The organism is Terrimonas alba (genome assembly GCF_042434975.1).
Lineage (GTDB): Bacteria > Bacteroidota > Bacteroidia > Chitinophagales > Chitinophagaceae > Terrimonas_B > Terrimonas_B alba.
Genome location: NZ_JBHMQM010000001.1, coordinates 620,845 through 634,694 on the forward strand (window position 1 = coordinate 620,845; position 13,850 = coordinate 634,694).

7 protein-coding genes are annotated in these 13,850 nt (G+C 41.1%); all 7 read right to left on the minus strand.

Annotated features, from left to right (window positions below):
• Positions 1-113: 113 nt before the first annotated feature.
• The 7 genes from ACFEL9_RS02545 to ACFEL9_RS02575 all read right to left on the minus strand — a co-directional run bounded on the left by ACFEL9_RS02545 (position 114) and on the right by ACFEL9_RS02575 (position 13,850).
• On the minus strand, positions 114-1,160 hold the full coding sequence (locus ACFEL9_RS02545; RefSeq protein ID WP_385885856.1) for a DUF4097 family beta strand repeat-containing protein: 1,047 nt from the start codon (positions 1,158-1,160) through the stop codon (positions 114-116).
• 82 nt (positions 1,161-1,242) lie between these two features.
• Positions 1,243-3,672 carry an ABC transporter permease gene (locus ACFEL9_RS02550; RefSeq protein WP_385885857.1) on the minus strand — a complete coding sequence of 810 codons (2,430 nt, stop codon included), beginning with the start codon at positions 3,670-3,672 and terminating at the stop codon, positions 1,243-1,245.
• A 69-nt stretch (positions 3,673-3,741) separates the two neighbouring features.
• Positions 3,742-6,123: an ABC transporter permease gene (locus ACFEL9_RS02555; RefSeq protein WP_385885859.1), complete on the minus strand. Its 2,382-nt coding sequence runs from the start codon at positions 6,121-6,123 to the stop codon at positions 3,742-3,744.
• A 93-nt stretch (positions 6,124-6,216) separates the two neighbouring features.
• Positions 6,217-8,583: an ABC transporter permease gene (locus ACFEL9_RS02560; protein WP_385885861.1), complete on the minus strand. Its 2,367-nt coding sequence runs from the start codon at positions 8,581-8,583 to the stop codon at positions 6,217-6,219.
• Positions 8,584-8,610: 27 nt separating this feature from the next.
• Positions 8,611-8,901: a hypothetical protein gene (locus ACFEL9_RS02565; RefSeq protein WP_385885862.1), complete on the minus strand. Its 291-nt coding sequence runs from the start codon at positions 8,899-8,901 to the stop codon at positions 8,611-8,613.
• A gap of 61 nt (positions 8,902-8,962) precedes the next feature.
• Complete coding sequence (locus tag ACFEL9_RS02570) at positions 8,963-11,359, minus strand: ABC transporter permease (RefSeq protein WP_385885863.1); 2,397 nt, start codon at positions 11,357-11,359, stop codon at positions 8,963-8,965.
• Between the two features lie 85 nt (positions 11,360-11,444).
• Entirely contained in the window at positions 11,445-13,850 is a 2,406-nt protein-coding gene (locus tag ACFEL9_RS02575) for an ABC transporter permease (RefSeq protein WP_385885865.1), read from the minus strand.

Here is a 13,850-nt window from a genome sequence, read left to right on the forward strand (position 1 = left end):
GTTCTTAAACTCTTCACCCCGACGCCGCGGTCGAGATTAAATCTTTACTCACTCTGTTCGTAAAGATTTTACAGGATTAGCTATCGCCGCTTTGATAGCCTACTCATTATTCATTACTTCAGTTTCAAATAAATCCTCCCGCTTCCTGCATTTACTTTCACCAATGACCCGCCTCCGTTTAATTTTCCTTCTACTTTATCATCTTCTATTTTTCCATTGAAGTTTTCCAGCTTATCCGTTTTGACCTTATCGGCAGAAAGCTCCAACTCGAGACCTTTGCTCTTAGGAAGTTCCAGATCAATGTTTCCGCCGGAATTGCTTATGCGTACGTATTTACCGGGCTCGTTCATTGCCACATCAATATTGCCGCCACTGGTAGAAGTTTCCAGGCTACAGAAAAGCGCTTCGAGATGAATATTACCCCCGCTGGTATGCGTTACTAATTCACCCGATACATTGCTTCCTTCAACATTGCCTCCGCTGGTAATTGCTTTGATATCGCCTTTCAGATCTTTAAGATGCAATGAGCCGCCGGATGTGGTGAGGCGAAGCTTGCCATCGCAATTTTTTGCATTTATGTCTCCGCCACTTGTGGTAAGTTCAGCATCATTTGATTTTGAATCCTTCAAATAAATATTGCCGCCCGATGTTCTTCCGTCCAGTTTGCCGTCCACGTTATCAATATTAAGATTCCCACCGCTGGTAGAAAATTTTTGGTCACCTGTCAAATTGGTAAGATCAATATTTCCGCCGCTGGTTGATAAATTGGCAGCAACATTTCCCGGAACATAAATTTTAAAAGAAAAACTCAGCGCTTTCCTCCAGTCCATCTTTTTATCCTTTGGCTTTGCAGTAGCTGTAAGCTTATTATTGCTCACATCGATTGTCAGCCTATAGTCGGCTTCTATTTTCTCCTTAATCTCGCTTTCAGATAGATTATTTTTCTTGTAATTATTTGGAACGGCATATACTTCAATCCTCGCCTCTGAAGCATTTACACCGGCGACAGAAATATTTCCACCGGAGGTTTCAGACAATATGTTTTTGATATTTTCCGAAGAAAGAGATTTGATAATAACCGGAGTCTTTTCTGCATTAAATTGAGCGTTGACTGAAACGGCCAGCGATGCAAGCATTAAAAAGAAAAATGTTTTTTTCATGACAAGGTGTTTATTGATAAAAAATTGTTTAATTGTTATTGTTTAATGTTTAACAATCCAGCCATCAAACCTTTTAACTATTTTATTCTGTTCGTAAACTTTTCACCGGGTTCGCAATTGCTGCTTTGATCGCCTGAAAACTCACGGTAACCAATGCAATGAACAAAGCAGCGACTCCCGCTACTACAAAAAAGCCCCAGCCAACAGGAATTCTATAGGCAAAATCCTGCAGCCATTTTACCATCGCCCACCATGCAATAGGTGAGGCAATCAGCATCGCTAACAGGATCAGTTTTAAAAAATCTTTTGACAACATTGCGGTGATGCTATTGACACTTGCACCCAAAACTTTTCGTATGCCTATTTCTTTTGTTCGCTGCTCAGCCATGAATGCAGACAAAGCGAATAAACCAAGACAGGCAATGATGATTGCCAATACGGCAAAACTGGTGAAGATGCCTCCGGTCCTTTGCACATCTGCATACATATTGGCAAAACTTTCATCGAGAAATGTGTAGCGGAAAGGCTGATCAGGCGAAAAACTTTTCCAAACAGATGCTATATAGCTGATAACATCTTTGGTATTGCCGCCGCTGATCTTTACAGAAACAATAGAAGAATTATATTTTCCCAACACAAGGCAAAGAGGCGTAACAATTTGCTTCATTGACTCAAAATTGAAATCTTCCAACACGCCTATCACCGTAAATTTTTGCCATCCGTTTTCAATGCGCTGGCCAACGGGGTTTTCTAATCCAAGCTTTGCCGCCATCGTTTTATTGATAACAGAGGCAGCCGAATCAGGCATATCTTTTGAAAAATATCTTCCTTCTGCAATATGCATACCCATTGTTTCCAGGTAATCATAATCCACTTCCCATTTTTGAGTAAAGAGGCCTATACCTTCATTCGTTTTTCCTTCTTTGTAAAAAGTATTACCGTTTCGCTTGGTTCCGGCAACAGGAAGAAAATCACCAATAGAAACTGTTTTTATCTCTGATGATTTCAATAATTCATTTTTGAAGGTCTCAATTTTATTTTCAAGTGTATTTGTGCCCTGCACCAACAGTACCTGGTCTTTGTCAAAACCAACTTTTCTGTTAAGCAAGTAATGTGTTTGGTTGTAAATAACGAGTGTTCCGATGATAAGAATAATAGAAGTAGTAAACTGGAATACAACCAATCCGTTTCGCAACATTGAGTTCTTACTTCCCCTGCTCACCTGCCCTTTTAAAACGCTGATTGGTTTAAAGGAGGATAAATAAAAAGAAGGATACAAACCTGCAACTATCCCAATGATAATTGCAGCACCGATCATTATGGGCAGCAGCCACCATGCAGTCCAGGGAGTGGTTAATGATTTTCCGGCCAATGTATTAAAATAAGGAAGTAATAATGCGGCAATCAATAATCCTAAAACAAAAGAAAGCACACTAAAGAACAATGACTCAGTAAGAAATTGTTTAACGAGGCTGAAACGATCTGAGCCAACTACTTTTCTTAAGCCAACTTCTTTTGCACGGTTAGCCGATTTTGCTGTAGAAAGATTGATAAAATTAATACAGGCAATAACGAGAATAAAAACAGCGACGGCCCCGAACAACCACACAAATTTTATATCACTCTTATCGAGACGATCATCAATATGTGACGAATAAAGATGTACATCGGTTATGGATTGGGCAAAAAGTTTTCCATTCTTTATAATAGTTTCTGCCTCCTTGATGCCATCCGCTTTTAAAGCAGGAAGATAATACCTAGTCATTATCAGCTTTAGCTTATCCTGAAATTGAGCAACATCGGCTCCCGGTTTCAATAAAACATAAGTCGGATAATTGCTCGCCATCCATGTTGCTTGTTCGCCATCCCAAAACTGATGGCCGGTCATTGTCAGGAAAAAATCATAATGAAGGTGTGAAGTGGTAGGGAAATCTTTCATCACGCCACCAACCTTATATGGATTCTTAGTATCATTATTCAGGATCATTATTTTCCCAACAGGATTTTGATTGGGAAAATATTTATCGGCTTTGCTTTTTGAAATAACCATGGTGCGTGGTTCGCTTAAAGCACGGGTCCTGTCGCCATAAACCATCGGAACCTGGAGTATGTCAAGCATGTCCTGGTCGGCAAAGCTGAATCCTTTTTCAAAACTGTTTTGCTTAACATCAGCAGGTCTCACCTGGTTACTACCTGCTTTGTCAAAAAGGGGAGCATCCATCAAACGACCTGCTCTTTCCACTTCGGGAAAATCTTCTCTCAACGCTTTTGCCATGGGCGCAGGCCAGTCTGCATTAGTTTCAATTTTGCCTTCATTATTGAATTCGCTTGTTATCCGGTAAATACGATCGGCCGTAGCCCAGTTTTTATCATAATTCAATTCATCTTTTATATACAACGCAATCAGCAAACAAGCGGCAATGCTCAATGCAAAACCGCCAATTTTTATTACTGAATACATTCTTTGTTTTATCAAATTGCGCCAGGCGATGATGAAATAATTTTTTATCATGACTCTTTCTTTTATGAGTGATCAGTGATGAGTAATGAGTAGGTGCACTCATCACTCATCACTCATTATTCATTCAGTTCTTAATGACTTCACCGGGTTCGCAATAGCCGCTTTGATTGCCTGGAAGCTGATCGTAATAATTGTTACAACGATTGCTACAATACCAGCCAAAACAAACACAACCGGATTTATATTAATTCTGTAGTCATATTGCTGTAGCCAATTTTGCAGGTAAAAAAAAGCAATGGGCGATGCAACAACACAGCTTATAATGACAAGTACAATAAATTCCTTTGAAAGCAATAACCATACTTCTGATACGGATGCCCCAAGCACTTTGCGTATGCCGATTTCTTTTTTTCGCTGCTCAGCCATGTATGCTGCAAGACCAAACAATCCCAGACAGGAAATAAAAATGGCGAGTGCTGAAAACAATGCTGCCAGTTTGCCGATAAGCATTTCTAAATTAAATTTTGCGGCATAGCTTTCATCCACAAAATGATATTCGAAAGGTGTATCAGGCCTGTACTTATCAAATATCGGTTTCAGCTTTGCCAGCGCAGACTGCGTGCTTACCGTTGGCACTAAGCGAAATGTTATATGGAACGTCCAATCGGGTTGATAAACGAACATCATTGGTTCAGCAGAAGAAAAAGGAGAATTGGTTAAAGCGTCATTAACCACACCTATTACCCGCAGGCGATTGGGCGCATTTGACAATGACCAGTTGATGATTTGGTTGATGGGCTCTTTAAAGCGCATGCGTTTTACCGCCGCTTCATTCAGTATTACACTCAGCGAATCCACAGCAAAATTGCCGGTGAAGTTTCTTCCTTCCTTTATTTTCATGCCCACCGTTTTAAAATAATCAGTGTCGGGTACACTGTTCATGGCCAGGGTCAACGGTTCATTAGGCAGCCTTCCCTCCCAGTCATCTATGTTGTTGCGTGAATAAATTTCTGTGACAGGGCTCATTGATTTCGTCATACTACTCACCACACCGGTTTGCAATACTTCCTGTTTAAGTGCATTATAATACCAGTTATTTCCTTCCGTTACCAGCAGCCGGTTAGGGTCATAACCTCTCGGCCGGGCCTTTGCATGTTGTATCTGCTGATAAACAATGATGGTACTTATTATCAGCGCTATAGAGCAGGAGAACTGCAGCACCACCAACGCCTTTCTTGGTAAAGTAGCCGACTTGCCCGTTTGCATTGCTCCCTTCAAAACCTTTATGGGTTGGAAAGAAGAAAGGTAAAAAGCTGGCCTGCTGCCTGCCAGTAAACCGGTGACTAAAACATAACCCAGCATAATAAACCAAAATGCAATGTTAGAAAAAGGAATGGTGATGGCTGCACCGGTAAGTGCGTTAAACCAGGGCAGTGATACTTGCACCAGCAGCAACGAAACCATGAATGCAGCAAATGTGATAACAAGAGATTCAATTAAAAATTGTACGACCAGGCTACTTCGCTGTGATCCTATTGTTTTGCGTATCCCTACTTCTTTTGCTCTTTTTTCACTCCGTGCAGTAGAAAGATTCATGAAATTGATGCAGGCAATTATCAAGACCAGCAAACCAATAATGCTGAACATTCTTACATAATCAATAAGTCCGCCAACCGCAACTCCATTTTTATAATCGGTATAGAAATGCCAGTCTTGTAAAGGTTGCAATGTTAGCTGTTGGTGGAAAGTATTATAGATTTCAGGCGCATACTTTTTTACAAGCATTTTTGATTTGGATGCTGCCTGCTCGTAACTGGCATTGGGTTTAAGGGCAATGTATAATCTAAAAAAATTGTGATTCCAGTTGGTGGTGGCTGCTTTTACCCAACCTCCGGAGGCAAAGGCGCTGAACGCTGTAATATAGTCGAACTGGAAGCTGGAGTTGCGGGGAACGTCTTTTAAAACAGCGGTTACTTTACGGTCTTCAGCATTATCAATACGGATGATTTTGTTGAGGGCATCTTCATTGCCAAACAAAGCTTTGGCTGTTGATTCAGTGAGCACGATGGAATAAGGGTCTTTCAAAGCGCCAGCGACATCGCCTTTAAATGCGGGGAATTGAAATATTTTCAGAAAGTCCTCGCCGCCTATTATTCCCCGGGGATGCACTTTTTTATCACCCAGCCCGAGGGTATTGGTTACCGTGCCAAAAGCAGGCGCCACCCATGCCACCTCGGGAATGTCGTTTTTTAGCACATCTGCTAATGGCAAACATACTTCGCTTTGTGTACGTATGTCTCCATCATTGTTATAGTTATACTTTACCTGGTAAGCCTGCCGATAGCCGGGAAGAAAACTATCGTAAGAGGATTGGTCATATACCCAAAGGCCAATCAGCAAAGCAACAGCCATACCTGTTGCCAGGCCAAAAATGTTTAATGCGCTAAAAACTTTGTTACGGGTCAAATTCCGCCAGGCAGTTTTGAAATAGTTTTTTATCATGTCTAATAAATTATTGCTTGCTTGTTGTCCCGATAGTCATCGGGATTATGGTCAATAATCCAACCATCAAACCATCTAACCATCTAATCAATCTTATTCTGTTCGCAACGATTTCACCGGATTAGCAATCGCTGCTTTAACAGCCTGGAAGCTAATGGTAAGCATTGCAATGCACAAAGCGATTAAAGCCGTAATCGCAAATACTGTCCACCCAATATCCGTTCTGTAAGCAAAATCCTGCAGCCATTTATTCATTGCCCACCATGCAACCGGGGATGCAATAAGAAAAGCAATTACAACCAGCACTAAAAAATTTTGTGAAAGCAACCCGACAATTCCTGAAACAGAAGCGCCTATTACTTTCCGGATGCCAATCTCTTTTCTACGCTGCTCTGCCATGAACATTGAAAGCCCGAATAGTCCCATACACGAAATGAAAATGGCAATAAAAGCAAATACACCGGAAAGCTGTCCTATTATCATCTCGCTATGATATTGTCTTTTCAGGTCATCATCCACAAATGAATAGCTAAAGGGATACTTAGAATTATATTTCTTTGAGACGGCTTCTATCGTTGCCAGCGTCTGTTTTATTTTATCCGGCCAGGTACGGATAATAGCGATACCATTTTCGGGTCCTGGAGCAAGATTAATAAACGCTGGTGCGATAGCATTGTGCAGCGAACGAAAATGATAATCTTTTACAAGCCCGATAATTTTTCCCTTCATATTGCCATGAGAAAACGAAGCCCCAACAGGATGCTGCATCTTCATGTATTTTGCTGCTGCCTCGTTTATGATGAAATTGGTTGAATCTGTAGGAAGCAATGGAGAAAAATCCCTGCCCTCAACAAGATCAATCTTCATTGTCTTCAGAAAGTCATAGCTAACCTCTACCTGCGCAAACAGTGTTTTATCCTCAGGGTCCTTTCCTTCCCATTGCATACCGGGTGACCACCATCCGACATTGGTTGGTTCTGTTCCGCAAAAAGAAATGTTTTCGATATGTCCGGATGACATCGATTCAAGTTTGAAATTTTCATAGTTCTTAACAAGATCACCTTCGACAGGCATATAGATAAGCCGGGAACGGTCAAGTCCAAGATTTTTTTTCTGTACGTAGTTCATCTGCTTATACACTACGATTGTACAAACGATCAACACGATTGATAAGGTGAATTGAAAAACAACCAGACCTTTGCGAAAAATTTTATCGGCGTTTTTAAACTTCAAACTTCCCTTCAAAACGGAAATGGGCTTTAAAGACGAAAGAAATAATGCCGGATAACTACCGGCAATAAATCCTGTGATCAATGTAAGTAAAAACAAGCTGATGATAAGTGAAGGATCACCGATATGCAAGGAAACGTTTTTTTCTGTAAGACGATTGAAGAATGGCAATAAAAGAACAACCAGCGCTATGGCGATTAATACAGACAAAAATGTGGTGATGATTGCTTCAAACACGAACTGCCTGAATAATGTGCCCTTCATGGCGCCTGCTACTTTTCTTACACCTACCTCTCTTGAACGTTTGACAGAACGAGCCGTAGCGAGATTCATAAAATTGATACATGCGATGAGCAGAATAAAAACGGCAATAATGGAAAACAACCGAACATATTCTATACGGCCTCCGTCGGCTACCCCGTTGGTGAATCGTGAATAGAGATATCTTTCCCTGAACAATTGTAATGAGATCACCTTATCATTAAGAACTTTATCCTGTTTATATAAAAAGTCTTTTAGTTTAGCATTTACGCTGGCCAGAGAAGCATCGTTGCGTAACGTCCCATAAGTGAACGGTCCAAAATGGTTCCAGCCATCAATCATCCAATGACTTTCTTCAAAACCGTGCTGAATGGGCATGACAAAATCAAATGTCAGCGTAGAGTTTCCCGGAACGTTGGCAACTATTCCACTTACCAGGTAATCTCTATTATCATTGATGCGGATAGTTTTACCGATGGGATCTTGTTTCCCAAAATATTTGTCAGCAATCTTCCGGGAAATCACAATATTATCCGGTGATGATAAAGCTGTGGCTTTATTTCCTTCCAGCAATGGGAAACTGAACAAACTAAAAAAATCAGTTCCAACATATCTTCCTTTTTCTTTACCAATCTTTTCGCCGACAGTAAATAAAAAATCATTTTCCCATATTACCGTGGCGGCCCCTGTTATTTCGGGAACCTGTTCCTTCAAAGCATCTGCCAGCAATCCCGGCGTATTGTCGTAACTATTAGTGAGGGCTCCGCTTTTGTCTTTATCGCTTACAATTACCTGGTAAAGACGTTCACTGTTTTCATGAAAATTGTCCTTGCTTTTTTCATCCTGTACCCATAGATAAATAAATAAACTTGCAGCGATGCCAAGACCTAAACCAATAATATTAATGAAGGAGAAAACTTTGTTTCTCACTAAATTTCGCCAGGCAGTTTTGAAATAATTTTTTATCATAATCTTTTCTTTTTCTTTTCATAGTTACTATGGCAAATGTTGTTTATCTTCTTCCGAAATGGCACGAAACAAACGATCTTTTGCAGTTGTGATCTCATCTTCCGTAACCTTCATTTCGATTACCGAAAGCAACAGTTCCAGGAAATACACAGCTTCATTGGCCAGTTGCTGATGTTCCGGGCTGGCAGCAATCCAGGCTTCCCATGATTTTATCGCCCTATTATCGGTCCTGTGATACCATGCCAGGAAACTATCCTCCATTAAAAGATCTTCGATCCCTCTATATTTCTTTTTGTCATTCATTTCCCAACTCTTCATTCTGACTTCCCAGATTTGCTTGTCCAATTAAAGCCTGCCGGCAAGGAGGCATTTAATCATCTTACTCCGTTTTGAGTGATTTCACAGGGTTGGTAATCGCAGCTTTTAAAGCCTGGAAACTTACCGTTAATAAGGTAATTACTAATGCACCTCCTATTGCCAGCGCAAACACGTGCCAGGTAATATCGGCACGGTATCTATAGTTATGCAACCATTCATTCATATAATAATAGGCCACCGGCACAGCTATACAACAGGAGATAATTACTAACAAGAAAAATTCTTTGGATAACAATTTCCAGAGATTAAATACCGATGCACCTATCACTTTTCTTATACCAATCTCTTTGGTACGTTGTTCTGCAACAAAGGATGCTAAACCAAAAAGACCCAGGCAGGAAATGAATATGGCCAGTATAGCAAAGAAAGCAGTCAGCTTGCTTAGCCGTTCTTCACTTTTAAACTTTTCGCCATAAGCTTCGTCGGCAAACCTGTAATCGAAAGGAGCAGCGGGAATTTGTTTTTTGAAAACAGCCTCTATTGCTGCAAGTGAAGTTTTCACCGGCTTTTTCGGATCGAGTTTCAAAATGATCCAGTTAGACATGTTATACTTCAAAAAATAAAAGGCCTGTCGTATAGGATCATAGGGTGATTCCATCAGCATGTCCTTTACTACTCCTACAATAGTGTATTTTTCCTTGTTCTGTTCGTTTTCCACCACTGTTCCGATGGGGTCCTTAAGGTTCATGAATTTCACCGCTGCTTCATTAATCACCAAGCCTGCTGAGTCTGTGGAAAAATCCCGGGAAAAATCGCGGCCCTGTGTAAACTGCCACCCCACTGTTTTTCCATATTCATGCGTTACCCAAATAGCAGAAAAATCAGCATCGGTATTCGGATCTTTACCGGGCCAGGTAAAACCGCCCCAGTTGCTCCATATCTGTGTCAACGGACTTGATGATTCTGCCATTTCAGTGACAATCCCTTTTCCTTTTAACTCATTTCGAAGCTGATCATACTTACCATTGAAATCAGGCGAACTCATCGGTATCATGATTACTCCCTTGTTATCATACCCTAAAGGCCTGTTTTTTGTATGTTGCATTTGCCGGTATACAAGAATAGTTCCGATGATCAGCGCAACGGAAACAGTAAACTGCAACACCACCAGCACCTTCCTGGGTACAGCTGCAAAACGTCCTACGCGGAATGTACCTTTTAAGACTTTTACCGGGTTGAACGATGATAAATAAAACGCCGGGTAGCTTCCGGCCAACAGGGCTGTAAGAAAAATAAATGCCAGGCTGGCTATCCAAAAAAACGTTTCATTGTACGGGAAGATCATTTCTTTGGTAGTAACCTGGTTGAACCAGGGTAAGAATAAATAAACAACCAGGCAAGCGACTAAAAATGCTAATAACACTACCAGCAACGACTCTCCAAAAAATTGCTTGATAATTTGCCAACGGACAGAACCGACAGCTTTGCGGATACCAACTTCTCTCGCTCTTTTTTCCGAACGGGCAGTGGCCAGGTTCATAAAATTGATACAAGCTAATAGCAATACAAAAATCCCCACGATGCCGAACATCCAGACATACTGGATCGGTCCGCCGGTTCTTATTCCCTCCTCCCAATTGGAACGCAGGTGCCAGTCGGCCATGGAATTAAGGAATATCTCGGCTTTGAACTTCTTTTCTTCGGCAGGCACCTCATCTTGCTTTACGTGAATGATCTTCGCATTTAATTTATTGATGTCTACATTATCTGCTACCTGCGCAAAAAGCTGGAAGGAATTATTACCCCATTGGTTTTGATCGCGGGTCTCCTGCACCCATTTTTCAGACGACACAAACAAATCCCAGGGAGCAATGAAATGAAGTTCGCTGAACCGGGTGGCGTGGGGAAGATCTGCATAAACACCCGTAACTTTTACATCAATGGTGTTTGAAATTTTCACCAGCTTATTCATCGCTTCTTCATTACCAAACAGCGCCTTTGCAATTGATGCGGAAAGAAGGATGGAATGAGGATCTTTTAATGCATCATAATTACCTTTTATCATATTCAATGTTAACATCCGTGCAACATCGCCCCCCATGAAATTGCCTTCCACCGTTAACTTCTTATCACCGGAAGACAGTATACGATCACCCTGCCACGAGGACATCACCAGGTATTTGAAATCGTTTCCATATTTGCTTTGTATGGCGGCTGTCAACGGAAATGGTATAGCGGTGCCGGTCACTTTCGTTCCATTGAAGGTCTGGTGTTGCATTACCTGCGCTATACGATCGTAATTCTTATGATATTTATTAAAGTTCAGCTCATCATAGATCCAAAATGCGATCAGCATGGCAACGGCCATACCCACCGCAAGCCCTCCGATGTTGATAGCGCTATAGCCTTTGCTCCTTACCATGTTGCGCCAGGCGATTTTGAAATAGTTTTTTATCATACCATTAAAGATTATTTTATGATGTTCAATGTCCATTGCTTAAGGACGACTCATGACTAACGACTCCCGACTCCTAACTCACGACTCACTCCGTTCTCAAACTTTTTACCGGGTTTGCAATCGCTGCTTTAATAGCCTGAAAGCTTACCGTAAATAATGCGATCAGCAGTGCAATGCCTGCAGCTGCGATAAACACCCACCAGCTTACCGGCACACGATAAGCAAAATCCTGCAGCCAGCGATTAACCCCTATCCAGGCAAGTGGCCAGGCGATGAGACTGGATACAAGTACCAACCTTATAAAATCTTTCGATAACATCGTTGTTATATTCTGAACTGATGCGCCCAACACTTTTCTTATACCAATTTCTTTTACTCTTCTTTCGGCGGAGTAGGAAGCTAGTCCAAACAAACCAAGACAGGATATCAGGATAGCCAGCCCTGCGAGTATTCCAACTACTTTACTTACCGCACGGTCTGCAGTGTACATTTCTGCAAAATGTTCATCAAGGAAACGATATTCAAAAGGAAGATCAGGATTCACTTTTTTCCATGAAGAGGAAATATGATTGATTGCATCCTGGACTTTGGCGCCGTTGATACGAACAGACACTTCGCCGTAACCCCAATCTTTCTGGCAAAAAATACTGAGTGTTTCTATCTTATGATGAAGTGAATTAAAATTAAAATCCCTAGCCACACCTGCAATAAAACCGGCTGAATCCATTCCTCCGAAACCATAATTTTTTCCAATCAATGTTTCGTACGATGCTTTAGGCTGATCTTTCAACAGCTCTTTCGCCATTGTTTCATTAATAATATACGCCCTTGCATTATCGGTAACATCTCTTGTAAAATTTCTGCCGGCAATAATGGGTATTTTATAAAGAGTAAGATAATCTGGATCAACAACTACCTGCGATGAAGTAAGCTGCCGGGCGGGACCTTCTCCATGAAATACCATACCCGCCTGGTGAAGGTTATTTCCAAGTGTTTGCTGCGATGCGGTAACCGCAGTTATTATTGTGTTCGTCAATAATTCCTGTTTCAACGTTTCATACTTTCCCGAGGCCACTCTATTAAGTGGTATGACCATTACCTGGTCACGATTGAAACCCGGATCTTTCGTTTGCATATACTGCAACTGCCTTATCGCAAACACAGTTCCTATTATCAATAATACCGCTCCGGTAAACTGTCCAATAACAAGAGCATTTCTAAATGTACTTTTACTTTTTCCAGTTTGAACCGATCCTTTCAATACACGAATAGGTCTGAAGGAAGAAAGATAACCGGCGGGATATAAACCTGCAAATATCCCAACGACAATATTTGCAACAAGTATTGATAACAATAAAGGCAGATCAGTAAGTGGCAATTCAAGTTGGCGCTGGCTAAGATTATTTATTACAGGCAAAGAAAGTTTAACAATCGAAATGGCAATTATCAAAGCCATCAAAGAAATCAAAACAGATTCACCTAAAAACTGACCGGCTAATTGGAAACGTCCTGCACCGACTGTTTTTCGTATCCCCACTTCACGGGCTCTTTCTGCCGACCTCGCAGTAGAGAGATTCATAAAATTGATGCAGGCAATCACCAGTATGACGATGGCAATAATGGAGAAAATATATGTGTATCTTTTATCAAACTTTTTATAGTTGACATAGTCATGTGTAATATCGGCAGAATCGTCATGCACTTTACTAAGCGGCTGCAGGAATAGCTCATAAAACTTCCACCCCTCGCCTTCCGCCATATACTTCTTCAGATATGCCGGAAACTTTTTCTCCAGTGCAGCTATGTTTGTGCCTTGCTGCAACTCGAGATAAGTGACCAGCCAATTGCCACCCCAGTTGTTCATATTGTCGGGACCTGCGATGGTGCTGAAGGATGCAAGACCGTCAAATTGCAGGTGAGAATTTTCCTCAACATCTTTCATAATACCAGTGACGGTAAACGTAATGGTGTCACCAACAAACTTGGTTACTGTTTTTCCGATAGGATCTTCGTTGCCAAAAAGTTTTTTGGCGCTCTTCTCGGTTAATGCAATGCTGTTAGGTTTTTCCAACAGTGATCTTTTATCGCCCTTTACAACTACAAAGTCGAACAATTGAAAAAAAGTTGAATCAACATAAAGTATAGTTGGAAAAAATATTCGTTTGTCCTTGTATGTAAGATCAAGTTTGTTTGCTTGCCTTACTCTTGTAAAATTTTTTATCTCCGGGAAATCGGCTGTTAGTGTTGGCCCCATCGGGTACATGGATAAAGCTACATTCTGCGGCTGCACCATGCCTTCAAACTTCTGTACTTCATCCAGCCGATAAATATTTTTAGTATGCATTCTGTCAAAGCTTTTTTCATAGAAAACAAAAAGCATGATCACAATACAGGCGGCCATTCCAATAGCCAAACCCAAAATATTGATAGCAGAAAAGCCTTTGCTCTTCCATAGGTTCCGCAATGCAACTTTGAAATAATTTTTAATCAT

Bases quoted from the DNA above. Each gene is read 5' to 3' on its own strand.
- ACFEL9_RS02545 (WP_385885856.1), bottom strand. From the start codon at position 1,160: ATGAAAAAAACATTTTTCTTTTTAATGCTTGCATCGCTGGCCGTTTCA.
- ACFEL9_RS02550 (WP_385885857.1), bottom strand. From the start codon at position 3,672: ATGATAAAAAATTATTTCATCATCGCCTGGCGCAATTTGATAAAACAA.
- ACFEL9_RS02555 (WP_385885859.1), bottom strand. From the start codon at position 6,123: ATGATAAAAAACTATTTCAAAACTGCCTGGCGGAATTTGACCCGTAAC.
- ACFEL9_RS02560 (WP_385885861.1), bottom strand. From the start codon at position 8,583: ATGATAAAAAATTATTTCAAAACTGCCTGGCGAAATTTAGTGAGAAAC.
- ACFEL9_RS02565 (WP_385885862.1), bottom strand. From the start codon at position 8,901: ATGAAGAGTTGGGAAATGAATGACAAAAAGAAATATAGAGGGATCGAA.
- ACFEL9_RS02570 (WP_385885863.1), bottom strand. From the start codon at position 11,359: ATGATAAAAAACTATTTCAAAATCGCCTGGCGCAACATGGTAAGGAGC.
- ACFEL9_RS02575 (WP_385885865.1), bottom strand. From the start codon at position 13,850: ATGATTAAAAATTATTTCAAAGTTGCATTGCGGAACCTATGGAAGAGC.